Annotated in this window: 21 protein-coding genes; 16 read left to right on the top strand and 5 right to left on the bottom strand. The window is 73.0% G+C overall.

The genetic code is table 11. The features are described 5' to 3' along the window. From VK611_19165 to VK611_19110, 12 genes are all read left to right on the top strand, one after another. Positions 1 to 483 (top strand): TetR family transcriptional regulator C-terminal domain-containing protein (locus VK611_19165; protein ID HMG43459.1); only part of this gene is annotated, 483 nt, incomplete at its 5' end. A 142-nt stretch (positions 484 to 625) separates the two neighbouring features. Further along, the gene (locus VK611_19160) at positions 626 to 1,144 is read left to right on the top strand and encodes an MSMEG_0572/Sll0783 family nitrogen starvation response protein (GenBank protein ID HMG43458.1); all 519 of its coding nucleotides are present in this window, start codon (positions 626 to 628) and stop codon (positions 1,142 to 1,144) included. A 68-nt stretch (positions 1,145 to 1,212) separates the two neighbouring features. After that, positions 1,213 to 2,286 carry an MSMEG_0568 family radical SAM protein gene (locus VK611_19155; protein ID HMG43457.1) on the top strand — a complete coding sequence of 358 codons (1,074 nt, stop codon included), beginning with the start codon at positions 1,213 to 1,215 and terminating at the stop codon, positions 2,284 to 2,286. 1 nt (position 2,287) lies between these two features. Continuing rightward, entirely contained in the window at positions 2,288 to 3,682 is a 1,395-nt protein-coding gene (locus VK611_19150; protein ID HMG43456.1) for an MSMEG_0567/sll0787 family protein, read from the top strand. Then, positions 3,679 to 4,521, top strand: coding sequence for a carbon-nitrogen hydrolase family protein (locus VK611_19145; GenBank protein ID HMG43455.1), 843 nt, complete (start codon positions 3,679 to 3,681; stop codon positions 4,519 to 4,521). The genes VK611_19150 and VK611_19145 overlap by 4 nt, the downstream gene beginning before the upstream one ends. A gap of 53 nt (positions 4,522 to 4,574) precedes the next feature. Continuing rightward, positions 4,575 to 5,960: an NAD(P)-binding protein gene (locus tag VK611_19140; protein HMG43454.1), complete on the top strand. Its 1,386-nt coding sequence runs from the start codon at positions 4,575 to 4,577 to the stop codon at positions 5,958 to 5,960. Continuing rightward, positions 5,957 to 6,823 carry a carbon-nitrogen hydrolase family protein gene (locus VK611_19135; GenBank protein HMG43453.1) on the top strand — a complete coding sequence of 289 codons (867 nt, stop codon included), beginning with the start codon at positions 5,957 to 5,959 and terminating at the stop codon, positions 6,821 to 6,823. The genes VK611_19140 and VK611_19135 overlap by 4 nt, the downstream gene beginning before the upstream one ends. Continuing rightward, complete coding sequence (locus VK611_19130) at positions 6,820 to 7,911, top strand: MSMEG_0565 family glycosyltransferase (protein HMG43452.1); 1,092 nt, start codon at positions 6,820 to 6,822, stop codon at positions 7,909 to 7,911. The genes VK611_19135 and VK611_19130 overlap by 4 nt, the downstream gene beginning before the upstream one ends. 224 nt (positions 7,912 to 8,135) lie before the next feature. Further along, a complete protein-coding gene (locus VK611_19125) occupies positions 8,136 to 8,279 on the top strand; it encodes a hypothetical protein (GenBank protein ID HMG43451.1) in 144 nt (47 codons plus the stop codon). 83 nt (positions 8,280 to 8,362) lie between these two features. Beyond that, positions 8,363 to 9,319: a formylglycine-generating enzyme family protein gene (locus tag VK611_19120; protein HMG43450.1), complete on the top strand. Its 957-nt coding sequence runs from the start codon at positions 8,363 to 8,365 to the stop codon at positions 9,317 to 9,319. 171 nt (positions 9,320 to 9,490) lie between these two features. After that, positions 9,491 to 10,672, top strand: coding sequence for a DUF6676 family protein (locus tag VK611_19115; GenBank protein HMG43449.1), 1,182 nt, complete (start codon positions 9,491 to 9,493; stop codon positions 10,670 to 10,672). Positions 10,673 to 10,687: 15 nt separating this feature from the next. After that, entirely contained in the window at positions 10,688 to 11,626 is a 939-nt protein-coding gene (locus VK611_19110) for a PspA/IM30 family protein (protein ID HMG43448.1), read from the top strand. Positions 11,627 to 11,705: 79 nt separating this feature from the next. Here the strand turns inward: VK611_19110 and VK611_19105 are convergent, their stop codons facing one another. Both VK611_19105 and VK611_19100 read right to left on the bottom strand, forming a co-directional pair. Then, positions 11,706 to 12,920 carry a cytochrome P450 gene (locus VK611_19105; GenBank protein HMG43447.1) on the bottom strand — a complete coding sequence of 405 codons (1,215 nt, stop codon included), beginning with the start codon at positions 12,918 to 12,920 and terminating at the stop codon, positions 11,706 to 11,708. Positions 12,921 to 12,953: 33 nt separating this feature from the next. Beyond that, entirely contained in the window at positions 12,954 to 13,538 is a 585-nt protein-coding gene (locus VK611_19100; GenBank protein HMG43446.1) for a TetR/AcrR family transcriptional regulator, read from the bottom strand. Positions 13,539 to 13,682: 144 nt separating this feature from the next. Between VK611_19100 and VK611_19095 the strand changes: the two genes are divergently transcribed. Continuing rightward, positions 13,683 to 13,937, top strand: coding sequence for a hypothetical protein (locus VK611_19095; protein ID HMG43445.1), 255 nt, complete (start codon positions 13,683 to 13,685; stop codon positions 13,935 to 13,937). A gap of 161 nt (positions 13,938 to 14,098) precedes the next feature. Next, entirely contained in the window at positions 14,099 to 18,019 is a 3,921-nt protein-coding gene (locus VK611_19090; protein ID HMG43444.1) for a glycoside hydrolase family 16 protein, read from the top strand. 44 nt (positions 18,020 to 18,063) lie between these two features. Here VK611_19090 and VK611_19085 read toward each other — a convergent pair whose 3' ends face one another. Continuing rightward, positions 18,064 to 18,597 (bottom strand): hypothetical protein, encoded by a 534-nt coding sequence (locus VK611_19085; protein HMG43443.1) that lies wholly within the window; start codon positions 18,595 to 18,597, stop codon positions 18,064 to 18,066. A gap of 175 nt (positions 18,598 to 18,772) precedes the next feature. Between VK611_19085 and VK611_19080 the strand changes: the two genes are divergently transcribed. Together VK611_19080 and VK611_19075 are read left to right on the top strand one after the other, a co-directional pair. Beyond that, positions 18,773 to 20,743, top strand: coding sequence for a hypothetical protein (locus VK611_19080; GenBank protein HMG43442.1), 1,971 nt, complete (start codon positions 18,773 to 18,775; stop codon positions 20,741 to 20,743). A gap of 67 nt (positions 20,744 to 20,810) precedes the next feature. After that, the gene (locus VK611_19075; GenBank protein ID HMG43441.1) at positions 20,811 to 21,563 is read left to right on the top strand and encodes an SDR family oxidoreductase; all 753 of its coding nucleotides are present in this window, start codon (positions 20,811 to 20,813) and stop codon (positions 21,561 to 21,563) included. 54 nt (positions 21,564 to 21,617) lie between these two features. Here the strand turns inward: VK611_19075 and VK611_19070 are convergent, their stop codons facing one another. Next, positions 21,618 to 23,720 carry a type IV secretory system conjugative DNA transfer family protein gene (locus VK611_19070; GenBank protein ID HMG43440.1) on the bottom strand — a complete coding sequence of 701 codons (2,103 nt, stop codon included), beginning with the start codon at positions 23,718 to 23,720 and terminating at the stop codon, positions 21,618 to 21,620. A 71-nt stretch (positions 23,721 to 23,791) separates the two neighbouring features. Then, a partial coding sequence (locus VK611_19065; GenBank protein HMG43439.1) for a peptidoglycan DD-metalloendopeptidase family protein occupies positions 23,792 to 25,303 on the bottom strand: 1,512 nt, incomplete at its 5' end.

Genomic DNA, 25,303 nt, shown 5'->3' with positions numbered 1-25,303 from the left:
GTGAGCGAGGCCGCCGGGCTGCCGTACGGGTCGATCTACCACCACTTTCCCGGGGGTAAGGAGGAGATCGCGGCGTCGGCGATCGGCAGCGTCGGCACCGTGGTCGGCGGGCTGCTGGAGACCCTGTTCGCGAGCCGCCCGCCCGACAAGGCCGTGCGGGCGATGTTCGACCACATGTCCGGCCGCCTCGCCGCGTCCGAGTGGGCCGACGGCTGCCCCGTCGGCACCCCGGCCCAGGACGGTGCCGCCGACTCCGAGGCGGTCCGCCACGCCTGCGACGTGGCCCTGGAGGTCATGGTCACCGCGGTGTCCGCGGCCCTGGTCGACGCCGGGCTGAAGCGGAAGCTCGCCGGCGAGCTGGGCACCACGATCGTCGCCGCCTACGAGGGCGCCACGATGCTGGCCCGGGTCCAGCGCTCCGCGGTCCCCCTCCAGGCGGCCGGCAACACGATGGCCCGCCTCGTCAAGGCTTCGCTCGCCTAGCCCGGCCAGGCGGCGTTCAGGCGTCGGACCAGCGCTCTTGTTGCGTTGGTAACACGCACTCAACACGGGTTGACCGGCGTGAAACGCGGGAGCGCGACGGTGACGACGGCCAGCGTTGGCCGTCGACGAAAGGACCCGTTCCATGCCCCCTGTCGAGCTCACGGAACTCGAGAAGAAGAGCCTCGAGGAGATCCCGCACCCGTCCCTCGGAGCGGGCGCCAACCTCTACGGCTCCACCAAGCTGTTCCCCGACTACATGGCCGAGGACGGCGAGTCGTACCTCACGCTGATCCACGGCATCGCCCACGAGTCGTCGGTGGCGTTCGTCGCCATGCTCCAGGCCACCCGGGCGCTGCGGAAGGGCTTCGAGTCGGTCGCCTACTTCTACGGCCCGGGCTCGATGAACGCCATGGACACCCGCGGCTTCCCGCTCACCGGCGACACGGCGTTCCCGGGCGAGCACAACATCAACAACCAGATCAAGACCTTCATCGCCGAGGGCGGCAAGGTCTACTGCTGCCGGTTCGGGCTGTCGTTGCACGGCCTCCGCGAGGAGGACCTGATCGAGGGCGTCATCCCCGCCCACCCGCTCGACATCCAGGACTGCATCATCGAGTACGCCCGCAAGGGCGCCGTCATCAACTCGACCTACCTGTTCTGATGAGCGAGCGTCCGCAATGCAGTGAGCGTGGCCCGAGCGGCCCGGTGCGCAGCACCAGGAGCGGGTAGATGACCGTGGTCTCGTGGCGGGCCGACGTCGCCGTGCGCGGCGTGCGGGTGGCCGCTCCGGTGTTCCGCCGGGGCGGCGCCGGTCCCTCCGACGACGGCCACCTGCTGCTCGACGGGCTCGCCGCGGCGGTGCCGATCGTCGACGACAGCCCGTGGCGCATCGCCGACGGGGTGCTGGTGCACGACGACGGCTTCACGGGGTCGGCGCCGGCGCCGGTGCCGGTGTCGCTGGTGTCCCGGCCGGCCTTCTACGACCTGACGACGGCCGACGGGGTGCCGTACCACCAGCTCGCCCGGCTCCACGGGGCCGACGTGCTGGCCACCACCGTCGTCCAGACCTGCGTCCGCTACGGCGAGGACACCCGCTGCCGGTTCTGCGCCATCGAGGCGTCGCTGGCGGCCGGGGCGACGACCCGGGTGAAGACGCCGGAGCAGCTGGCCGAGGTGGCGGAGGCCGCCGTGCGGCTCGACGGCGTGCGCCAGATGGTGATGACCACCGGCACGTCCGCGGCGCCCGACCGGGGTGCCCGCTACCTGGCCCGCTGCGTCGCCTCCGTGGTCGGGACCGTGCCGGGCCTGCCGGTGCAGGTGCAGTGCGAGCCGCCGGGCGACCTGTCGGCCCTGTCGCTGCTGCGGGACGCCGGGGCCACCGCCGTCGGCATCCACGTCGAGTCGCTCGACGACGCCGTGCGCCGGCGCTGGATGCCGGGGAAGGCGACGGTGCCGCTGGCGGAGTACCGGGCGGCGTGGCGGGAGGCGGTGCGGGTGTTCGGCCGCAACCGGGTGTCGACCTACCTGCTGGTGGGGCTGGGGGAGGACCCCGACGAGCTGGTCGCCGGGGCGAAGGAGCTGGTCGACGCCGGCGTGTACCCGTTCGTGGTGCCCTACCGGCCGTTGGTGGGGACCCTGGCGGCGGACGTCGACGGCGTGCCCGCCCCGACCACCGCGCTGCTGTCGTCGGTCACGGCCCGCGTCGCCGCGGTGCTGCGGGACGCCGACATGGCCGGGGCCGACCAGGGCGCCGGGTGCGCCGCCTGCGGGGCGTGCTCCGCCCTGGCGGCGGACGGAGGCTGACGTGGGCTCGGTGCTCTGGGACCTGGGTGGCCCACGGCCGGCGGTCGTGGAGTCGGGGCTGCGGGTGGAGCAGGGCGACGCCGACGCCGTCGCCGCCCATCAGGTCCTGCGGCAGCGGGTGTTCGTGGAGGAGCAGGGGCTGTTCGCCGGCAGCGACCGGGACGACCTCGACGACCACCCCGCCACCGTGGTCCTGGTGGCCCGGGCCCCCGGGGGCGACGTGGTGGGCGGCGTGCGGCTGGCGCCCGTCCTCCACGAGCTGGGGTGGTGGGCCGGCAGCCGGCTGGTGGTGGTGCCGGGTGCGTCGCCGCGCACGGGCGCGGCGCTGGTGCGGGCCGCCTGCGCCCGGGCCGAGGACGAGGGGGCGCTGCGGTTCGATGCCCTGGTCCAGGCGGACAAGGAGCGGTTCTTCGCCCGGCTCGGCTGGGTGCGCCGGAGCCCGGTCGACGTCGACCACCGGGGTCTCCCCCACGCCGAGATGACGTGGCCCCTCGGCACCGGCGCCGCGCCGGCCCGGGCGAAGGGCGTCATCGGCGAGGTGCTGGACGGCCTGCGCCCGGGCGGCGACGGCTGGGTCGGCGACGACGGGGCGCCGGTCCCGGGCAGCGACCTGATCGCCGCCACCGACGCCATCGTCCCGTCGATGGTCGAGCGCGACCCCTGGTGGGCCGGCTGGTGCTCGGTCCTGGTGAACGCCAACGACCTGGCCGCCATGGGGGCGACGCCGGTGGGCCTGCTCGACGCCCTGGCGGCACCGACCCCGTCGTTGGCCCGCCGTGTCCTGTCGGGGCTGACCGACGCCGCCGCGGCCTACGGAGTGCCGGTGTTGGGCGGCCACACCCAGGTCGGGGTGCCGGCGGCGCTGTCGGTCACCATGCTGGGGCGGACGGCCACGCCGGTGCCCGGGGGCGGCGGCCGCCCCGGCGACACGGTGCGGGTCCTCGCCGACCTGACCGGCGGCTGGCGTCCCGGCTACGGCGGTCGCCAGTGGGACAGCACCACCACGCGGTCGGCCGACGACCTGCGCCGTCTGGTCGCCACGCTGCAGCGGGTGCGGCCCCACGCCGCCAAGGACGTGTCGATGGCCGGCCTGGTCGGCACCCTGGCCATGCTCGCCGAGTCGAGCGGTTGCGGCGCCGAGCTCGAGGTCGCCGCAGTGCCCCGCCCGCCGGAGGCCCGCCTGGCCGACTGGCTGACCTGCTTCCCCGGCTTCGCCCTGGTCACCGCGGGCGGCCCTGCACCCACCCCCGAGGCGATCGGCCCCGCCGCCGTGGCGTCGTGTGGCCACCTGGTGCCGGGCGCCGGTGTCACCCTGGCGTGGCCCGACGGCTTCCGCAGCCCGGCGGTGGACGGCCCGGTCGTAGGACTCGGTCCCGCGAGGGAGGAGGTGTCGTGAGCGTCGTCGCGATGGGAGCGGTGGCGGCGCCGTTCGACCGGGACATCGAGGCCGGCTTCCGGCGGATCGAGTCGATCCTGGACGACGCCCGCAGCCAGGGGCTCGACCTGGTGGTGCTGCCCGAGGCAGCCATCGGGGGCTACGTCGCCGATCTCCACGGCATCGCCGAGCCCCCGCCCGCCCTCGACCCCGCCGGCCCTGAACTGCGCCGCCTGGCCGACCTGGCCGGCGACATGGTGGTGTGCGCCGGCTTCTGCGAGGACGCCGGCGACGTCCGCTACAACGCCGCCGTGTGCGTGGGTGGCGGTGAGGTGCTGGCGACCTACCGCAAGGTGCACCAGCCGCTGGCCGAGGGGTCGACCTACGGCGCCGGCGACGGGTTCGCCGCGTTCGACACCCCGGTCGGCCGGATGGGCCTGCTGATCTGCTGGGACAAGGGCTTCGCCGAGGCCGCTCGCACCCTGGCGCTCGACGGGGCGACGATCGTCGCCTGCCTCTCCGCGTGGCCGGCCAGCCGCACCAACCGGGCGCCCCGCCTGGAGGACGACCGCTGGACCCGCCGCTTCGACCTGTTCGACCAGGCCCGGGCGCTCGACAACCAGATCGTGTGGGTGGCGTCGAACCAGACGGGGTCGTTCGGGTCGCTCGACTTCGTGGGCCGGGCCAAGGTGGTCGGCCCGGGCGGCGACATCCTGGCCGCCACCGGCACCGGCCCGGGGATGGCCACCGCCACCCTCGACGTCGACGCCGAGCTGGCCGCCCACCGGGCCGGCATGTGCAACCTCCGCGACCGCCGCCCGGACGCCTACCGTCTCGGCGCCTGGGTCCCCGTCCCGTGAAGGCAAATTGCGTTCGAAAACCCGCATATGGCGGTCGGAACAACGCAATTTCGGTGGTCGTCGTCGGGGCGAGCATCTCGGGGCTGGTGACGGCCCTGGCGCTGGACCGGCGGGGGATCGACGTGATGCTGGTCGACGCCGACCCGGACCTCGACGCCGAGGGCCCCCGGCGGGCGACGCCCCAGGCCGGGCACTCGCACGCCTTCCTGGCCCGGTGCCGGCAGCTGTTGCAGGCCGAGGCGCCCGACGTGCTCGACGACCTGCTCGCCGTCGGCGGCCACGAGATCCGCCTCGCCGACCAGCGCCCGGCCACGGTCCCCGCCCACGCGGCCCACCCCGACGAGGCCGACCTGGTGGTCCTGGCCGCCCGCCGCACGACGTTCGAGGCGGCGCTGCGCCGGGGCGTCGAGCGCCGCCCCGGGATCGGGTTCTCGGGCGGCCGCCGGGCGACCGGGCTGGTGGTCGACGGCGGGCACGTCCGCGGCGTCGGCTTCGAGGACGGTTCGGTCGAGACAGCCCGCCGGCTGGTGGTCGACGCCTCCGGCCGTCGCACGCCGATGCCCGCCTGGCTGGCCGAGCACGGGATCGACGTGAGCGCCACCGAGGAGTCGGAGGAGTGCGGCATCGCCTACCTCAGCCGCTTCTACCGCCGTCCGCCCGGTGCGCCCGAGCTGCCGCTCGACCGGGGCTTCGCCGCCGGCGGATCGTTCGACCGCTACTCCTGCCTGGTGTTCCCCGGCGACGGCACCACGTTCTCGATCACCTTCGGCGTGCTGCCCGAGGACCGCCCGCTGCTGCGGCTCCTGCGCGACGGCGACGCCTTCGACGCCGCGGTCCGCTCGATCCCCAGCCTGGCGCCGTGGCTCGACGCCGAGCCGATCTCCGAGGTGCGGGTCATGGCCGGGCTGCACAACCGCATCCGTCGTGCCCGGGTGCCCGGCTGGAGCGCGGTCGGCGACGCCGCGGCCACCACCAACCCGGCGCACAGTCGAGGCTGCACGCTCGCCGCCGTCCACGCCGTCGCGGTCGCCGACGCGGTGGCCGCCCACGACGACCCCGACGACCTGGCTGAGGCGTGCGCCGCGGTGCTGGAACGAGAGCAGGCCCCCTGGGTCGCCGACTCGATCGAGCAGGACCGCCAGCGCCTGGCCCGCTGGCGCCCCGGCAGCCACGACTTTGAAGGAAAACCGCCCCACATGGGTCGTCTCCCTTCAAAGACGTGGCTGAGCAACGGCGAGACGTTCGCCGCCGCCCGCCACGACGCCTACGTATGGCGGCGCTTCAACCGCCTGCAGCAGCTGATCGAGAAACCCGCCGACGTGCTCGCCGACCCCCGGGTGGTCGCCCGGGTCCGGGCCGTGCAGGCCTCCGGCGCCCAGAGCCCGCCCCTGGACGGCCCGTCCCACGCCGAGCTGGTCGACCTGATGGCCCCCGCATGACCCGGGTCGCGGTGGCGGCGGGCCACTTCGGGCGGGACGTGGCGTTCAACCTCCAGCGCATCGACGGGATCGTGCGGGAGGCCGCCGACAGCGGGGCCGACCTGCTGGTCCTGCCCCACGGCGTGCTCACCGGCTACCACGACCACCTCGACGGCGCACCCGGCGACCCGATGCCGGACCTGCCCGCGCCCCTGCCCGTCGACGGTCCCGAGGTGGCCGCCGTGGCCGCCACGGTCGCCACGTCCGGGCGACCCGACCTCGTCGTGTGCTTCGGGATCACCGAGGAGGTCGACGGCGAGCGGGCCAACACCGCGGTGTGCCTCGACGGCGGCGGCGTCCTGGGCCTCCACCGCAAGGTCCACCTGCCGGCCGGCGAGGTGGCCTGGTACCGGGCGGGCGACGGGTTCACGCCCGTCACGACACCCGTCGGGCGGATCGGCCTGCTGGTCGACTACGACAAGACCTTCCCCGAGGCCGCCCGCTGCCTGGCCCTCGACGGCGCCGACCTGCTCGTCTGCACCTGCGCCTGGCCGGCCAGCCGCACCAACCGGGCCCGCTCCCTGGCCGGCGACCGCCAGCGCCGCCTGTTCGACCTCTACGACCGGGCCCGGGCGGCCGAGAACCAGCTGTGGCTGCTGTCGGCCAACCAGACCGGCCAGCACGGCACCCTGCGGTTCCTGGGCCAGTCGAAGGTGGTGCGCCCCGACGGCGAGGTGGTCGCCTCGGTGGGCGCCCGGGCCGGCCTGGCCAGCGTCGACCTCGACGTGGCCGCCGGCATCGACCACGCCCGCCGCCGCTTCCACCACCTGAAGGAGCGCCGGCCCGACCTCTACAGCCAGCTGGAGCACCCGGGGTCGGCGTGAGGGTGGCCCTGCTGACCTACTCCACCCGGCCGCGGGGCGGGGTGGTGCACACGCTGTCGCTGGCCGAGGCGCTGGCCGACCTCGGGGTCGACGTGACCGTCCACACCGTCGGCCGCCACGGCGACGCGGGCTTCTTCCGCCCGGTGGCGTCCGGGGTGGACGTGCGGATCGCCCCCCTCGCCGACGTCGACGGCGAGACCGTCGGCCGGCGGGTCCTCCGCTCGATCGCGGCGCTGGCCCGGGCGGTCGACCCCGCCGACTACGACGTCGTCCACGCCCAGGACTGCATCTCCGCCAACGCCGTGCCCCCCGGTCGGGCCGTGCGGACCGTCCACCACCTCGACCGGTTCACGACCCCCGAGCTCGCCGAGTGCCACGAGCGGGCGATCGTCACCCCGGTGGCCCACGTGTGCGTGTCGCGGGCCGTGGCCGCCGAGCTGCACGACGGCTGGGGCATAGAGGCGACGGTGATCCCCAACGGCGTCGACGCCGAGCGCTTCGCCGCCGCCGCGGCGTCGGACCACGCAGGTCAGGCCCACTGGCGGGAGAAGCTTGGGTCGCAGCCGGTGGTCTTGGCGGTCGGTGGCATCGAGCCCCGCAAGGGCACGATCGGGCTGGTCGAGGCCATGGCCCAGCTGCCCGCCCCCGGCGCCCGCCTGGTGATCGCCGGCGGCGAGACCCTGTTCGACTACCGGGCCTACCGGGAGGAGTTCGACCGGGCCTGCGTCCGCCACGGCGTCGAGCCCCTCGTGCTCGGGCCGGTGGCCCACGACGAGCTGCCCGCCCTGGTCGCCACCGCCGACGCCTTCGCCTTCCCGTCCACCAGGGAGGGCTTCGGCCTGGCCGCCATGGAGTCCCTCGCGGCCGGTGTCCCCGTGGTGATGTCCGACCTGCCGGTCCTACGCGAGGTGTTCGGCTCCACGGTCCGCTACGGCGCCGACCCCGCCGGCCTGGCCGTCGCCCTCGGCGAAGCCCTCGACCACCCAGACCCGACCCGCATCTCCGCCGGTCAGTCCCTGGCCCACGTCCACACCTGGCCCACGGCGGCCCGCTCCCACCTTGTCCTTTACCGCCGCCTCACTGGCTAGCGGAGGGCCCCAGTAGTCCCGGTTCAGGTCGCCGATGTGCGAGGTTTGCCCGGGCACGGTCACCACCAGACTCGACGGCTCGCTCATGGGTCCCAGACTCGGGACGAGAGGGATGGTGTCGCATCACCCCACCTGGGTGAAGACGCATCCGAGGGCCGGGAGAAGCGTGTCGCGGCGGTGGAGCTGACCCGCGACGACGTGCTGGCCGGGGCGACGGCGGCGACGTGATCGCCGAGACCGACCAGCGACTGCAGCACGACGGCGTCGCCCTGTGGGTGGCCGGCCTGCCCACCCGGGCGCTCGCCAAGGCCCGCCGCACCGCCGCCGCCCACGACGGACCCGAAACTTCGACAGAAAGGGCGCCATAGCGACCATCCCTGTCGAGGTTTCGGGGTGGTGTCACCCACGAGGGGTGACGACCCGGGTCCGGGCCGGGCGGCAACCTCTCGCCGTGACGCAGCTGACCAACCTCGAGATCGGCCTGAAGCCCGCCCCCGTCGACCCCACGCTCCCCACGAGCAGCCCGCCCGCCGAGGGCATGGTGTGGGTCCCGGGCGGCGAGTTCACCATGGGGGCCGACGACCAGTACCCCGAGGAGGCGCCGGCCCACCGGGTGGCCGTCGACGGGTTCTGGATGGACCGCTTCCCGGTCACCAACGCGGCGTTCGCCCAGTTCGTCGACGCCACCGGCTACGTCACCCTGGCCGAGCGGACCCCCGACCCCGCCGACTACCCCGGCGCCCGCCCCGAGCTCCTCGTGCCCGCCTCGGCCGTGTTCCGCATGCCCCGCCGGGGCACGCCGCTCCGCGACATCTACGACTGGTGGATCCACACGCCGGGTGCCAGCTGGCGCCACCCGCGGGGGCCGCAGACGTCGCTGAAGGGCCTCGACAGCCACCCGGTGGTGCACGTCGCCTGGCCCGACGTCGAGGCCTACGCCGAGTGGGCCGGCAAGGCGCTCCCCACCGAGGCCGAGTGGGAGCGGGCGGCCCGGGGCGGGCTCGATGGCGCCGAGTTCGCCTGGGGCGCCGAGCTGGAGCCCGGCGGCCGCCACATGGCCAACGTGTGGCAGGGCGAGTTCCCGGTGCAGAACCGCGGGCTCGACGGCTTCGAGCACACCTCGCCTATGCGGGCCTTCCCGCCCAACGCCTACGGCCTGTTCGACATGATCGGCAACGTCTGGGAGTGGACTGCCGACTGGTACCAGGACCACGAGGCGATCGCCCACGCCTGCTGCACGGTCGACAACCCCAGGGGTGCCCACGATGGGGAGCGGAAGGTGATGAAGGGCGGCTCGCACCTCTGCGCCCCCAACCACTGCCGCCGCTACCGCCCGGCCGCCCGCATGCCCCAGGCGGTCGACACGTCCACGTCGCACCTCGGCTTCCGCTGCGTGGTCCGGACATGACGGGGTCCCTCCATCCACCCTCACCCTCGGCGGGTGATTCCCGCTCCTGGAGCTGGCCACCCATGGCGTTCGCCGTGGGTCGTCCATAGGCTCGCCATCACGATGAGTAGTCGTCCCTGTCGAGGGGCGGGCGCACGCACGTTGGCTGCAGCTGTCGTCGCGTGCTGCGCCTTGGTCGCCGCCAGCCCGGCGGCCCGCGCCCAGCAGGTCGACCCGGCGGTCACCGACCTCCGTGACCACGACGTCACCTTCGAGGAGGGGGCGCTGTCCGGCAGCGAGCTCGACCAGCTCGACAGTGCCACCGCCGACCTGCAGGACGACGGCGGCTACTTCAAGGTCGCGGTGCTGGCCGAGAACGTCACCCGCTACGACGACGCCCGGGCCTTCGCCGACGAGGTCCGCGACGGGCTCGGGGGCGAGGGTCGGGTGATGGTGGTCACGCCCAGCGAGGTGGGGGTGGCGTCGAACGTCGACCCGCAGGCCGAGGTCGAGGACGCCGAGGTGGCCGCGGCCGACGCCCTCAACGGCGGCGACTCGCTGGCGAAGGCCACCGAGCAGGGGGCGAAGGAGCTGGGCATCGACACCGGGGGCGGGGGCGGCGGGATCAGCTGGTTCTGGGTGCTGCTGCTGATCGCCCTGCCGCTGCTGCTCCTGTGGTTCCTGTGGCGGGCCGCCCGGCGGATGCGCCAGGGCGCGGCGACCGCGACCGCCGAGGAGATCGGCGCCGCCGAGGCCAAGGTGCGGGCGTCGGTCGACGCGTCCGCCAACGACCTGCTCGAGCTGGCCGACCGCGTCGACCTGCCCGGCGCCCCGCCCGAGGCCCGGGCCGCCTTCGGTCAGGGCGCCCAGACCTTCACCGAGGTGCAGGAGCTGCTCGAAGGCGCCGACACCCGGCCCGAGCTGGAGCGGGCCTGGCCCAAGGTGGTCGAGGCCAACTGGCAGCTCGACACCGCCCGGGCCCTGCTCGACGGCCAGCCCGCCCCCGCCAAGCCGGAGCCGGAGGACCTGTTCCCGCCGGTCGTCGTGCCGTCCGGTTCCCCCGCCGGGTCGCCGGTGTCGTCGTCGACGCCCGCATCGGCGCCGGTTCCTCGTCCCGAGCCCCACTACCGCCAGCCCAGCGCCAGCCCCTGGCTGACGACGGCGGCGATGGCGGCGATGGCGATGCTCTCGCAGCGCGGCATGCAGCAGCCGCGCACCCGCCCGTCGATGGACGACGGGGCCTTCGGCAGCTGGTCCGGTGGCCTGCCGCCGACGCCGTCCTCGGGTCGCAGCCGCAACGGAGGCGGCGGTGGTCGAGGCGGCCGGATCGTCACCCCGAGCGGGCAACGTCGGCGCGGCATGGGCCGTCGCTAGAGAAAGGGAAGAGCCGTGTTCAGACGATGGATCAACTACATCAAGTCGTGGTTCGGCATGAAGTCGAAAGAGATGATGGACCCCAAGGTCGAGATCGAATCGGCCATCAACGAGGCCCGCAGCCGCGACCAGACCCTGCGCAACGAGGCGGCCAAGGTGATCGCCCACCGCACCCGGGTGGCCGGTGAGATGGAGGACGCGGCGGCCGACGTGGCCGAGGCCAAGGAGCTGGCCCGCCAGGCGCTGCTCCGGTCCGACGCCGCGGCCCAGTCCGGCAACGCCGCCGAGGCCGACAAGTGGAACACGGCCGCCCAGGGGATCGCCATGAAGCTGCAGTCGGGGCAGAAGAGCCTCGCCTCCTACGAGCAGCAGCTCACCGTGGCCGACCAGCAGGCCGAGCTGGCCAAGACGGCCGTGCACGACAACGCCATGCGCCTGGAGGAGATCGCCGCCAAGCGCATGGAGATGTTGGGCCAGCTGGAGGCGGCGAAGATGCAGGAATCGGTCAACAGCGCGATGGCGTCGATCAACGCGAACGTCGGTGGCGATGCCCCGTCGCTCAAGGAGATCGAGGACAAGATCGAGGACCGCATGGCCTCGGCGATGGCCAAGACCGAGCTGACGGCGGCGACGCCCGACGGCGCCATCGCCGAGCTGCAGCGGGAGGTCAACATGTCGGGCGCCACCGCGGCCCTCGACGACCTCCGCAGCGAGCTGGGCCTCGGCCCGGCCCCGGCGCTGCCCGCCGGCGACACGGTGTCGGGCCCCGGCACGGTGGACACCACCACGTCGGCCGAGCCGGCGCCCGCCGTGTCGACCCCGCAGCCGTCCCCGCCGGCACCTGCACCTCCGGGCCCGCCTCCGGCTCCCGGCGGCAGCGGCAGCGGCAGCGGCAGCGGTACCGGCTCCGGCAACGGCGCCGCCAACCCCACCGACTCCACCCAGTTCACCTGAAGCGGCTCACCGCCGCATCAGGCTGACGGCGTGTCGTCCCGATCTCCCGGAGGGACGGCACGCCGTCGCCCATTGCCGGTCAACCGACGGGCGAGAAGCGGAGCGGCATCGACTTGATGCCGTTGACGAAGTCGGAGCGGAGGCGGGGGATCGGGCCGGCCACCTCGAAGTCGGTCAGGCGGTCGACCAGCTGGCGCATGATCGCCTTGATCTGGGTCTTGGCCAGGTTGGCGCCCAGGCAGTAGTGGACGCCGCCGCCGCCGAAGGTCACGTGGTCGTTGGGCGTGCGGCCCACGTCGAAGCGGAACGGGTCGGCGAACACGTCCTCGTCGCGGTTGGCCGACATGTAGTACATGACCAGCTTGTCGCCCTCGGCGATCGGCTGGCCGTGCACCTCGGTGGCGCGGGTGGCGGTGCGGCGGAAGTTGTGGATCGACGTGCCCCAGCGCAGCATCTCGTCGACCGCGGTGGCCCACAGCGACGGGTCCTGGCGCAGCCGCTCGGCCTCGCCGGGGTTGTCGATCAGCCCCAGCATCGAGTGGTTGATCAGGTTCCGGGTGGTCTCGTTGCCGGCCACCACCAAGGTGACGAAGAAGAGGTTGAGCTCCAGGTCGTCGAGCCGCTCGCCGTCGAGCTCGGCGTGCACCAGCACCGACATGAGGTCGTCGCGGGGGTTGGCGCGGCGGTCGGAGGCCACCTGGTCGCAGTAGGCGTAGATCTCGGCGCCGGCCTTCTGGCCGTCCTCGGGGCTCTGCTGGAACTCCGGATCGTCGAAGCCGACGAGGCGGTTGGAGAGGTGGAACATGCGGTCCCAGTCCTCCTCCGGCAGGCCGATCATCTCGCAGATCATCTCCAGCGGCAGCTTGCCGGCGACCTCCTCCACGAACTCGCACTCGCCGCGGTCGATGACGTCGTCGACGATGCGCTTGGCCCGGCTGTCGATCGCGTCCATCAGCTGGGTGACCACCCGGGGCGTGAACCCCCGGCTGACCAGGCGCCGGTAGCGGTTGTGCTTGGGCGGGTCCATGTTGAGGATCGACAGGCGCAGCTGCGCCAGTGACTCCTCGGTCTGGTCGTCGACGAACGTGCCGCCCCGCTCCGACGAGAACGTGGCGGTGTCGCGGCTCACGCTCACCACGTCGGCGTGGCGGGTGAGCGCCCAGAAGCCGGGGCCGTCCTCGGGCGGCTCGGGGTGGCGGAACACCGGGGCCTCCCGCCGCAGCAGGGTGAAGGCCTCGTGCGGCACGCCCTCGGCCCAGGCGTCTTCCAGCAGGTCGACTTGGCTGAGCTCCATCGTGGGTCCCCCAGGGGTGGTGGTCGGGTCAGGTCAGGTCGGGTCGGACCCGGGGCGCAGCAGCGCCAGCAGGGCGCGCACGGCCGTGGTCTCCTCGACGGCAGCGGGGTCGAGCCGGTGGATCATCTCCAGCCCCACCAGCGCGGAGACCAGCACGGGCGCCATCCGGGGCGGGTCGAGCGGCGGGTCGATCAGGCCCTCGGCGGTCCACTCGGCCAGCGTGGCGGCGAGCAGCTCGAACTCGGTGCGGTAGCGGCGGGCCAGGCGCTCGCGGGACGGCTCGTTGCCGGGCCGGGTGGCCCACACCCACAGCTCGTGCTCCAGCCGCAGCCAGTCGCGGGCGCTGTCGGGCGGCTCGACGAAGTTGCGCCACAGCGCCCCCAGGCGGGCCTCGAGGGTGTCGACGGCTTCGAGCTCCCGGGCGATGCGGCCGGCCACCACGTCCTTCGACTCGTCGAGCAGCTCGACGACCAGGGCGTCCTTGCTGCCGAACTGCCCGTACAGCGAGCCCGACGTGCGCTCCGCCCGGTCGCTGATGGCGTCGACGGAGGCGCCCTCGATGCCGTGGCGGGCGATCACCGCGGCCGCGGCGTCGAGCAGTCGGGCCCGTGTCTCCACGCTCCTCGCCTGTCGACTCCGCGTCACGTCAGCCACGATAACTCCAAACCGTAACGCTCGCTACGGAAAATACACGCCGCCTCGCTCACGCAAACACCCGGGTTTTCTTGTGCCGCCGCTCAGGGCGTTGGATGATCTTCGGATATGAGACGCACCATCACGGGTCGTCCGGCGGGCCGGCACATGACTCTCGGCGACATCCGCAGGTTCCTCGACTCCATCAAGAGCATCGCCGACGACACCCCGATCAAGGCGAAGGTCACCGTCCAGAAGCGGCTTCTATCCCTCACGGTGGAGGAGGAGGACTTGGAGTTCCGCGACTACATCCGCCAGGTCCAGCTCGACGACCCAATGAAGTCCCAACTCGACGAGCTGGACAAGCTCGACAAGACCGACTGATCCCTCCGGGCGACACGGCGCCGCGACACGAGGCGGGCGGAGCTGTTTGCTGACGTGACTGACGACACTCTCAGCCGAGGCCGGGTAAACCCGACGCGGCTCGCCTAGAGTCGAACGCATCGAGCTCCCTGGGGGGAGGCTCTCGTAGCGAGGGGTGATCGATGCGCTGGGGTCAGCTGAATCGTCGCGTCGCGGCGTACATCACGGTGTGCGGTCTGGGGGCGTCGGTCGCCCTAGTACCGCAGGCCGCCGTGTCGACGGCCGGCTACCGCGCCGTGCCCGTCGCCGCCCTGTCCCCGCCCGAGGGGACGATCCCTGACCTCGCCGCCCTCGGGTGGCAGCCGGTGTTCGACGAGAACTTCGACGGCACCGCTCTCGACCAGTCGGTCTGGACCGTCCTCCAGGACGACACCCACCCCGTCGACGGCGTCCACACCCGCGACACCGTGGGCCTCGACGGCGCCGGTCACCTGAAGCTGAGCTCCTACTCGGACGCCAACGGGCAGGACCACGTGTCGAGCCTGTTCACCGGCGGGATCGGGGACAGCACGCCCACGCCCGGCGGGTTCGAGGCCGCCTACGGCTACGTCGAGGCCAGCATCAACTTCCCGGACGGGCCCGCGTCCTCCAGCACGTTCTGGACGATGTCCGCCAACGGCACCGACATGCCGCTGGGCGACCCGGCGGCATCCGGTCCCGAGATCGACATCGTCGAGCACGCCAACCTGCCGGCGACCGGCCTCTGGAGCGGCGACTTCAACGCCGACGGCCGCTGCGACTGGCCGGCGACCGCCACGCTGCCCTGCAAGGAGACGTTCCTCGCCGGCGGCCACTGGAACGGCGTGGAGGAAGACCACGTCGCGATGCACGAGATCTCGGTCGAGAACCCGAACCCCTCGGTCTCGCTGCAGGGCAACTACCACCGCTACGGCGTGCTGTGGACGCCCGAGGAGTACCGCTACTTCGTCGACGGCATCGAGGTGAAGCGCACCGCGGCCGGGCAGTCGTACGGCCTCGAGTACCTGGTGCTCCAGACCTACATCCTCGACGCCGCCAGCGCGGAGTTCGGCCCGCTGGGCAGCCCCGCCAACGACGTCACCTACGTCGACTACGTGAAGGTGTGGCAGCGCCCCATCTCCGAGGTGCCCGACCAGTCGACCCCGGCCGACTCGACGCTGTCGCTGCCGTTCACGGTGCAGGACTACAACTACGGCTCCGCCGAGCGGACCGAGCCGGGGTCGGTGAACGTGCGCGCCATGTCGTGGACCCCCGACCTGGTGCCCAACGGTCCCGAAGGCCTGGCGGTGAGCGGCAACGGCCCGGCCGACCCCGACGGCGCCGGTCCGCTCGAGGCGACCGACGGCTCGTTCGCCGACGGCGGCTTCGAGGGATCCGGGAGCTGGGGGTTGAGCGGCGGCGCCACCGTGTCGTCCGGCAACAAGCACACCGGCGACCGGGCACTGTCGCTCACCCAGGGCGGCGGGCGCGCCGCGCAGACCATCACCGACCTGCGGCCCAGCACCACCTACCTGGTGGGCGCCCACTACGACCTGGGGCTCGGCTTCGACGACCTCAACGCCAACGGCCGCATCGACGGCAGCGAGGGTTTCACCGAGACGGGCGACGGCAGCGCCCGCTTCGACTGGGGCGTCAGCGACGTCGACACGGCGCAGCCCGGCGTCCAGGAGGTCCGCACCCAGTACGAGCGCAACGGCTGGGACGAGCAGGCGCACGAGCCCTGGTGGGAGCGGCAGTCCTGGCCGCACGAGTACGTGAAGTTCACGACCGGCCCGACCACCACGTCGGTCGAGCTGTTCTTCGACAACACCGCCTACGTCGGCAAGGTCCAGGACTCCGACGTGGCGATCGACTCGGTGTCCGTGCGGCCGGTCGTCAACCCCCAGCGGACGGTCGCGGTGCGTCCCGTGGCGGGCCGCACCGGCGACGCCTGGATCTCGCTGGTGGCCAGCGACGCGTCGGGTCGCGAGATCGGCTCCGAGACGTTCCGGCTCCGCGTGGGCGCCGGAACGCTGGGGGACGGGAGCTTCGAGGCCGGCGAGGCCGCCACGCCATGGGTGATGTCGCCGACGGCGGACGTCGTGGTGCCGCAGCCATTCCGGGGCGACCACCAGCTGAGGTTGGGCGCCACCGGCAACGACACGGTGACCCAGCACGTCACCGGCCTGGCCGCGGGCACGCGCTACCGGCTCGAGACCACCGCCCAGGTGGCCCGGGCGGGCGGCGGGTTCGGGGTCTACGTCCAGCACCACGACGGTGCGAACGGCCTCGTCGGCATGCCCGTCCGCAGCACCACCAGCGAGACGGCCGCCGTCGAGTTCATCACGGGGCCCGCCACCACGACGGCCGACGTGCTGCTGGCGGACTGGAACACCGGCGACGGCGCCTCGCTGGTGGAGGACGTGACGCTGCGCCAGTGCGCCACGGTCGACTCGTGCGCGGAGGTGGCGACGACGCAGCCGGAGGGCGGCCTGCCCGACCTCGCCGCCGTCGGGACCCAGCGGGGTGTGTCGGGCGTGCCGCTGAACATCGGCGCCAACCTGCCCGAGGGCGCCACGCTGACCGGGGTGACCTCGACCAACCCGGTGCTGATCCCCGACCTGAACATCGCCGTCACCGGGGCCGGCCGCCGGCAGGCGTTCACCGTCACGCCGGTGCAGGACCGGACCGGCGCGGCCAACATCCGGGTGGCCTACACGGGCGCGGCGGGCTCGCCGGTCGACATCCCGGTGGTCGTGTCGGCCGCCGCGCTGCTCCAGCCCGGCTTCGAGAAGGGCGCCAACGGCTGGGGCCTCAGCGGCACCGCCGCCGTCGACGCCACGGGTCCCCACGGGGGCGCCCAGGCGCTGCGGCTCGATGGCGCGGGCGCGGCCGTCCAGCGTGTCGCGGGGCTGCCGCACCTCACCCGCTTCGTGCTCGGCGCCTGGGTCGACGGCACCGCGGACGTGACGCTCCGGACCGTGCCCGTCGACGACGGCGAGCAGTCGGAGACCCTGGCCAGCGCCCAGCTGTCCGGCAGCGGCTGGACCGAGCAGGATCTCGCCTTCACCACGTTCCAGTGCACCGACTGCATGCCCGAGGACTGGCGTCCCGTGGAGGTGGTGATCAGCGACGCCGACCCCGGCGACGGCGTGCCCGTCCGGGTCGACGACCTCTCGCTGGTCCACACGCCCGGGCTGGCGCGCATCCGCGACCTCTCGATCCACTCCGGGAGCACCGACTGGGACTGGACCAGCCGCCGGTTGCTGCTCGTCGGCCGCGTCGGCGAGAACGCCATGTGGGACGACGCGGTCCGCTCGGTCACCACGGCGGACGTCGCCGGCTTCGGCACCGGCGTCGTGCCGGTCGCCAACCTCCGGGGGCCGTACCTGCCGGACGACGGCTGGCCGTTCCGGTGGGGGATCGAGGCGAAGGCCGGTGACCGGACGGGACGCAGCGACGTCACCGTGACCCTCACCGACCCGGCCACCGGGAACCAGCGGAGCGAGACGTACGCGGTCACGGTCAACGCCGGCGACAACTTCGACAACGGCGACTTCGAGCGCTCGACGCTGGGGGCGATCAACACCGGCTGGACGCGGGCGTGGTTCAACGACAGCCACGACATCGTCAAGGCGCAGGCCTGGCAGTACCTCGGCCAGCACAACACGCACTGGCCCTACGTGGGCCCCCGGGACGACGGCCGGGTACTGCGGCTCTCCAGCGGGGCGGCGAAGCACTCGATCACCGGGCTGACGCCGGGCACCGAGTACCGGGTGCGGCTGCGGGCCAAGGGGAGCGGGTCGACCGTCGAGGTGCGCTCGGGCGACGCCATCGTCGAAGCCCCGGTGCTCGGTGCGGCCGACATCGCCCCGCCGAACGGCGACAACGTGTGGCGCGACTACACGTTCACGTTCACCACCGCGGCATCGGGCGAGGGCAGCACCAGCGTGGTGCTGTTCATGAAGGACGCCGACCTGGCGGGGGCGGCGGTGCCGGGAAGCACCTGGCCCTGCGCGCAGTACATGGCCGGCGAGACGTGCTTCGACGACGTCGGGGTCTTCGAGGTGGCCGACGTGGGCTGAGACCCGGCCCGGCCCCGGGCCCGGCCCCGGGGCCCGGCCTCAGGTCAGCTGCGGTCCTCGAAGCACACGTCGCACATGACCGGGCCCTGCATGACCAGCGTGTTGAGGCCCTCCGGGGGGAGTGCCGCGTAGTCGCCGCGGTCCTTGTCGAGGCAGGCCCGGCAGGTGGTGGTGGTGAAGCGGCCGCGGTCGTCGAAGCGGACGGCGATCGCCTGCGGGTAGCGCCGCAGCCCGTGCTGGGCGATCTCCTGGTTGTTCACGGTGTCGCTGAGCAGGGCGTGGATGTCGCCCGAGCAGACGCCGCCCTCGCCCAGGTGGAGGGCGACGGCGTGGACGTCCTCCTCGACGTGGCGGCGCATCAGCTCGATCCGGTCGAGACGGGCTTGCACGACCGGATCGAGCTGGATCTCGATGCGAAGTCCGACATCCTCGGGTCGGATGCCGACCTCGCCGGCGATCAGCGTGCGGGCGCTCTCGTCGATCTGCTCGATGGCGGCGGCCTTGGCGTTGCCCAACGCCGTGCCGTCCGCACCCTCGACGCGCACCACCCACGCCGTTCCGTCATGTGTCGCCCTCACGCGGTAGCTCACTGCCGAAGAGCTTCCCCCATCGCCACTAGCGACGCATTAACGATCGTTGCGCCGGCAAGAACGAAAGAGCCAGGAATCCGACGACAAAGGTGGCGGGCGGGGTGCGAACACCGGGCATGAGCGGCGCCGGGTCGAGGTCGGGAGGACCCGCTACGGTTCCCGGATGGCGGGGGCTCCGGGGGCCGGCCTTCGGGAGGCGGCCTCAGGTCATCTTGGGGATGGCGACGGCACCAGCGGTGCGGTCGCGGAGGCTGCCGGCGGCGGTGGGTGGCGGTCGCGGCTGTCGACCTGGGGCGGGCGCCCGACGCTGGAGGTCGTCGGACTCTCGTGCGTCGTGATCGTCCCGATGGTGATCGCCGTCCGGGTGCTCGGTCATCCCCGGTGGCTGCCTCTTTCGGACATGGCGCTGATCGAGCTGCGTGTGCGCGATGTCGGCTTGGACCACCCCCCGCTGGTCGGTCCGGTCGGACGACTGGAGGGCTTCGGCGAGAGTGGGAGCCACCCCGGTCCGTTGATGTTCTACGTCCTGGCCCCGATGTATCGACTGTTCGGGTCGGACGGCAACGCGCTCATCGTGTCGTCGGTCTTCGTGAGCATGGTCGCCGTCGTGCTCGCGATCTGGATCGGTCACCGGCGGGGAGGTTGGCCGTTCGCGCTCGCCGTCGCGGTCGTTCTCGGCCTGCTGGTTCGCAACTACGGAGCCTGGCGGATCGCCGAGCCGTGGAACCCGCACCTCCCGCTCGTCTGGTGGTTCGTCTTCCTGCTGGCCATCTGGTCGGTGCTGTGCGACGACCTCCGGATGCTCCCGCTCGCCGGGTTCGCCGGAGCCCTCTGCGCTCAGGCCCACATCGCCTATCTCGCTCTCGTCGTCGGACTGGCGGCACTCACCGGTGCCTACCTGATAGCCGATTCGATCCGTCGCCGGCGGCACGACTCGAACACCTGGCGTCCGGCGCTCATCTGGGGCGGCGCGACGACCGGGTTGGTCGCATTGCTGTGGCTGCCGCCCCTGGTGGACCAGATCCGACATCACCCGGGGAACCTCGCCATCGTCATCGAGAGCTTTCGCCATCCGTACGCGTCACGGCCGACGTTCGGCACTGCGTTGTCGTTCTGGGCGGAACGTCTCGATGCCCGCGAGCTCTTCACGCCCACAGTCGACACCAGCAGCCTTGATCCCCGCGGGTCGTCGGTCGCGGGGTTCGCCTTCCTGGGGCTCTGGGGAGCCACCGCCGCAGCGTCGCTCTGGCGCCGCGATCCGGCGCTTCTCCGACTCCATGGGACCGTCGCGGCCGCGCTCGCGGTGGGGCTGCTGGCGATCAGCCGGATCGTCGGTCCGATGTGGACGTACCTCGGGCTGTGGATGTGGGGCGTCTGTGCCCTGATGGTGCTGGCTGTGGTGTGGAGCGTGCTGACCCTGGCCAGGCCGCGGGCCTCGGAGGGGACACTCGCCACACCGCTCGTCGTTCCCATCCCGATCTGGCCGGCGCCGACCGCAGCGTTCCTGGCCGGTGGCGCGATGGTCACCGGCGTGCTGTTCTCGATCGATACCGCGCACAGCGCCATGCCGAGTGGTGCGCAGTCGAGCCAGCTCCGGGAGCTGGTCGGTCCGACAGTCGCGGGGCTGAAGGAGGATCCGGCCGGCTGCGGTGACGACTGCCGCTACGTCGTCACCTGGGTGGATCCGTTCACGCTGGCGGGACAAGGCCTCGGCATGCTCGCCGAGCTCGAGGGCGAGGGGTTCGACGCTCGCACGGCTGGCGACGTCGGCAGCGTCGACACCGGCGTCGGGCACCACCGGCTCGTCAGCCTCACCGACGCCGACGCCGAGGTGCACCTGGCCGTGGGCATCGACGCGATCGAGGCGGCGCGAGCCCGTCCCGGATCGAACGAGCTGGCCCACGTCGACCCGAACACGCCACAGGAACGGGCCGACTACCGGCGAGCGCGCCGCCACCTCGTCGTGCAGCTCGAGGCTGAGGGCTACGACGACGAGGCAGCCAAGGCCGAGAGTGAGCCCTACCGCGCGGTGCCCGTCGACGGCGGCATGTCGAGCGAACTGCGCCAGCTGTGCTTCTTCCTGAACAGCTACGAGAAGCCGGCAGCGACCTTCGTGATCGTCGCCGACCGGTAGACGGCAACTCGCACCCCGGGCATCGACGATCGTTGCGCCGGCAAGGTGTCGCGTGGAGAATGCCGGCGTGGGCGACGGTGTGGCGATCGTGACGGGAGCGGCCCACGGGATCGGGCTGGCGACCGCGCAGCGACTGGCGGGTCGGGGCCTGGCGGTGGCGGCGGTCGACGTGGACGGGTCGGAGCTCCTGGCCGCGGACCTGCCGACCGGGGTCCTGCGGCTGCACCACGACCTGGCCGACGACCCGGCCGACTGGGTGGCCGAGGTGGAGGCGCGGCTCGGGGCGCCGACGGTGCTGGTCAACAACGCGTCGGCCACCGACGGCCGGCCGTTCCTGGACCTGCCGATGGACGCGGTCCGGCGCAGCCTCGACGTGACGCTGCTCGGCAGCTGGGCGCTGACCCGGGTGGTCGTCGACGCCATGCTCCGCCAGGGGACGCGGGGGAGCGTCGTCTTCGTCCTGTCGCTGCACGCCCGGCGCGTCCGGCTGTGCCCGGACTACTCGGTGGCCAAGGCCGGCCTGCTGATGCTGGTGAAGGAGCTGGCCAACGAGCTGGGCCCGCACGGCATCCGGGTGAACGGCGTGTCGCCGGGCGCGATCGACACCTGGTCGGACCGCATGACCGAGGCCGAGGTGGCCGACGAGCGGCTCGACCGGAACGCCGCGGTGGTGCCGCTGGGGCGGGTGGGAGTCCCCGACGACGTGGCCAAGGTCGTCGAGTTCCTCGCCGACGGGGAGGCCAGCGCCTACGTCACCGGCGCCGACCTGCACGTCGACGGCGGGCTCGACCAGTACAACTGGCTCCACCACCTGACCTGACGGCCGTTCTGTCTTCGCTGAACCGGCTATGCCCGGTTCAGCGAAGACAGAAGGTCAGCGCTCGCGCTCGCGGTGGCGGGCGTGCCGGTTGGGGAGGCGGGTGACGTTCTCGGGGAGCGTGTTGTCGGCGTCGCCGGAGCTCCCGTGGAACAGGTCGGCCACGGTGCGGGTGGGGTCGGACCGGCCGAGGGGACCGACCGGCTGCTCCTCGGTGTCGTCCACCACCAGGCCCGGGTTGCGGGTCAACCACGCCTGCACCTGGAGGGCCTGCTCCTGGTCCACGGCACTGCGGGACTGGGTCGGGTCCGGCGGCGGCAGCACGTCCTGCGACGTCTCCGACCGCCTCACCAGCTCCTTCTCCTTGAACCACGGCCGCAGCTTGAGCCGCACCGGCGGGGAGTTGCCGTAGAAGAGGGCGCCCTCGTCCTCGTCGAGGTGCTCGCCCAGCTTGGGCCGCAGCAGCTGCCGGTCGTCGCGGGCCGAGTCGATGTACTGGCTCCCGGACAGCAGCAGCTTCACCCGGTGGTTCTTCACCACCAGGCCCGCCGACCCGCCGTACTCGCCCTCGATCTGGGCGAAGTCCTGGAACACGCTGACGATCTGCACCCCCCGCGACGACGCCGCCGACGCCAGCCGGGACAGCTCGTTCATCGGGGCGACGCCGGTCGCGTCGTCGAGCAGCAGCAGCAGCGGCGGGTCGAGCGCTCGTCCCAGCTGCGTCGACCGGTCGTAGGCCGCCGCCAGGATCTGCCGCACGATCGTGCTGCACAGCGGACGGAACCGCGCCTGGTCGTACTCGGGCGTCGTCAGGTACAGCGTGTGGGCGTCGCCGTCGAGCAGCTCGTTCGGGATGATGTCGTGCCGGCCGGCCGAGGCGGCGACGTTCGGGTCCTTGTACACGCTGAGGATCTGGTACATCACGTGGAAGAACGACGACCGCATCGGGTCGGCCCGCGTGAAGGTGGCCAGGTGGGCCCGCACGGCCTCACGGTCGATGGCCCGGAGCACGTCGAGCACCTCGTCGCGCTCCTCGCGCTCGAGCCACTCGGCCGCGTCCATGATCGACCGGCCCGACGTCGCCGCCGCCAGCAGGAACGGGGCCAGCGCGGTCGCCATCGAGCTGCTCCACAGGTCGCTGTGGACGATGCCGGTGAGGTCGCCCGAGTCGGCCTCGGCGCCGATCGACGCCTTCGACGCCAGCGTCAGGTCGCGGGCCGTGCGGATCGCCCCGGCCCAGTCGCCGCAGGTCGTGAGCGGCGACCACCCCGACCGCGGGTAGCGCCCCGTGGCCGACGGGTCGAAGACGTGCACCTCGCCCTTGTGGCTGCGATGGCCGATGGTCTCGTGGAGCACGTGGCCCTTGTTCGACGCCACGATCGCCGGCCCGTCCCACTCGAGCAGCGCCGGCACCACCACACCGCTGGACTTGCCGGAGTGGGCGGGGCCCACCACCAGCACGCTGTGCAGGTCGTGCACGACGATCTTGCGGCGGTTGGCGGTGCCCACCACCACCTGGTACTCGGCGCCCCGCTCCGGCCGCAGGTGGCGGATGTCCTTCCAGGTGGCGAACTCCCGGCGCTCCTCGTCGGAGCGGCCGTAGCGCTCGTACAGGCGGCGCACCCCCAGCCCGGCCGGCACCGCGAACAGCAGCATCGTCCCCCACCAGGCGATCGGCCCGGGCGGGTCGCCGCCCCGGTTCACCGGGTCCCAGGCCCGGCCGGGGTCGCCCAGGTTCTCGAAGATCCGCCCCACCACGCCGGGGACGTCGCTCAGGGCGTAGCGGGGGAACGAGCCGTCGAACAGGAGCGCGGCGACGTGGCCGGTCACCAGCATCAGCAGGAGCGGGACCGCCAGGGCGATGGCGGCGACGCCGACCGCCGTCTCCATCCCGGTGCCGGCGGTGACGCTGGAGCCCATGCTCCCCGCGGTGCCGCCCTCGCCGATGCTCCCGGCCTTCTTGCTGCCGTAGCGGCCCATCCAGCGGATGCGGCGCTCGATCTCGCGGTTGGTCTCCTCGGCCCGCCGGTCGATGTCCCGCTTGGCCTCGTGCAGCTCGCGCTCGAGCTGCCGCCGCCGCAGGTCGTCGCGCCGCCGGTTCTCGGCGTCCCACATGTCGCGGTTCGGAACCGACAGCGGTGGCGGCAGCGGTTCGTCCATGCCCCCGTGATGCACCTGCCGGAGGTCCGGAGCGCGGCGGTCGGCCGGATCGGCCCTGGATCGCCCCCGGATCAGTACGAGCAGCCCGAGGCGGCGAGGCTCTGCGGGCTGACCGGACGGCTCTCGGCGATGCCGACGAAGAACTGCTGGGGGCAGCGGTCCTGGCCGTTGATCTGGATGCCGAAGTGCAGGTGGGGGCCGGTGGAGTTGCCGGTCGACGCGCTGTGCATGATGAGCTGCCCCGCGTCCACCCGCTCGCCGGGCGAGATCAGGACGCCGCCGTCGCTGCCGTGGCAGTAGATGTAGTAGGCGCCGTCGTCGCCGTTGACCGTGACGCCGGTGCCGCACTTGCCGCTGGTGGGGGCGGAGGCGACCGTGCCGGGCGCGGCGGCGTACACGGGCGTGCCGGTCGGGACCGGGATGTCGGCGGCGGGGTAGTCGTGGTGGGGCTTGGTGAACCAGTCCTTGTGCTGCGTGTACCAGGTCATGTCGAGCGGCAGGGCGTAGCCGCCCACCACCTGGCCGCTGCCGGTGAGTCCCAGGCTGGCGACCGCGTCCATGTACCGCTGGGCGTTGGCCAGCACCATGTCGACGTAGGTCCAGCTCCGGTTGTAGGCGTGGATCGCGCTGCGGGAGTCGCCGTCGCGCAGGCCGTTGCGCAGCAGCAGCCGGGCGGCGCCGTGGGTGGCGTCCTCGAACGTCCACGGGTCGGCGACGCCGTCGCCGTCGCCGTCGGATGCGTAGCCCTGGCCCTCCTGCCCCTCGGCGATGGCGGCACCGGCCACGTCGAGGTCGTAGGTGCCGGCGGAGCCGCGCCACGTCGACCCGAGGAACTGCATCGGGCCGCGGGCTCCGGCCACGTTGATCGTGCCTTTCGGGCTGCAGCCCGGGAGCCGGCTCTGCCCGTGGTTGCACTCGGCCTCGCCGATGCCGGCGAGCAGCGCCCAGTTGGCGATCCCGGCCCTCGGCCCGGCCGGAGTGCCGGGCGGCACGGGTGACGGCCCGGGTGCGGGGTTGGGCGTGGGCCCGGGTGCGGGCGGGCCGTCCTGGTCCTCGTTGCCCGTCACCAGCGGCACGAAGTACCGGGCCGCGGCCGACGAGTAGGCCTTCAGCGCCTCGACGGGGATGCCGGTGGCCTCGGCGACCTGGGGGATGAGGGCGTCGGGGATCGCCACCATGCCGCCGGCCTGGGCCACGGCCTGCTGCTCGATCATCTCGGGGTCGGGTTCGCCGGCGATGGCGAAGAGGATGAAGAGGAGCGATCCGACGACGGTGAGGACGATCGTCAGCAGCTGCACGAGGATGAGTCGCCTGACGAGCTTGCGGCTCTTCCTGGTCTTCTCGAGGGCCTTCTCGCCGTCCTTGGTGAGCAGGAGGCGTTTGATGCGCTTCTTGGCGAAGCGGAGGGCTTTGCGGGGGGTCTGCTTGGCGAGGCGTCCGGCGGCGTTGGCGATGCCGTCGCCCTGGAGGAGGTTGGGGTCCTTGTTCTTGTTGTTGTCGTTGCCGCCGCGGAGCTGGTCTCTGAGCTGTCCGCGGAGGTTGCGTTGGAGGCGTCGCTTGGCGCGGGCCTTGACGTTGGGCTT

This window comes from Acidimicrobiales bacterium (assembly GCA_035316325.1).
Lineage (GTDB): Bacteria > Actinomycetota > Acidimicrobiia > Acidimicrobiales > VFJN01 > DASXTK01.
Note: the sequence above shows the minus strand (reverse complement) of the source record. Positions and strands in the feature narration are given on the sequence as shown.

Bases quoted from the DNA above. Each gene is read 5' to 3' on its own strand.
- VK611_19160 (HMG43458.1), top strand. From the start codon at position 626: ATGCCCCCTGTCGAGCTCACGGAACTCGAGAAGAAGAGCCTCGAGGAG.
- VK611_19155 (HMG43457.1), top strand. From the start codon at position 1,213: ATGACCGTGGTCTCGTGGCGGGCCGACGTCGCCGTGCGCGGCGTGCGG.
- VK611_19135 (HMG43453.1), top strand. From the start codon at position 5,957: ATGACCCGGGTCGCGGTGGCGGCGGGCCACTTCGGGCGGGACGTGGCG.
- VK611_19105 (HMG43447.1), bottom strand. From the start codon at position 12,920: ATGGAGCTCAGCCAAGTCGACCTGCTGGAAGACGCCTGGGCCGAGGGC.
- VK611_19095 (HMG43445.1), top strand. From the start codon at position 13,683: ATGAGACGCACCATCACGGGTCGTCCGGCGGGCCGGCACATGACTCTC.
- VK611_19090 (HMG43444.1), top strand. From the start codon at position 14,099: ATGCGCTGGGGTCAGCTGAATCGTCGCGTCGCGGCGTACATCACGGTG.
- VK611_19080 (HMG43442.1), top strand. From the start codon at position 18,773: ATGGCGGGGGCTCCGGGGGCCGGCCTTCGGGAGGCGGCCTCAGGTCAT.
- VK611_19070 (HMG43440.1), bottom strand. From the start codon at position 23,720: ATGGACGAACCGCTGCCGCCACCGCTGTCGGTTCCGAACCGCGACATG.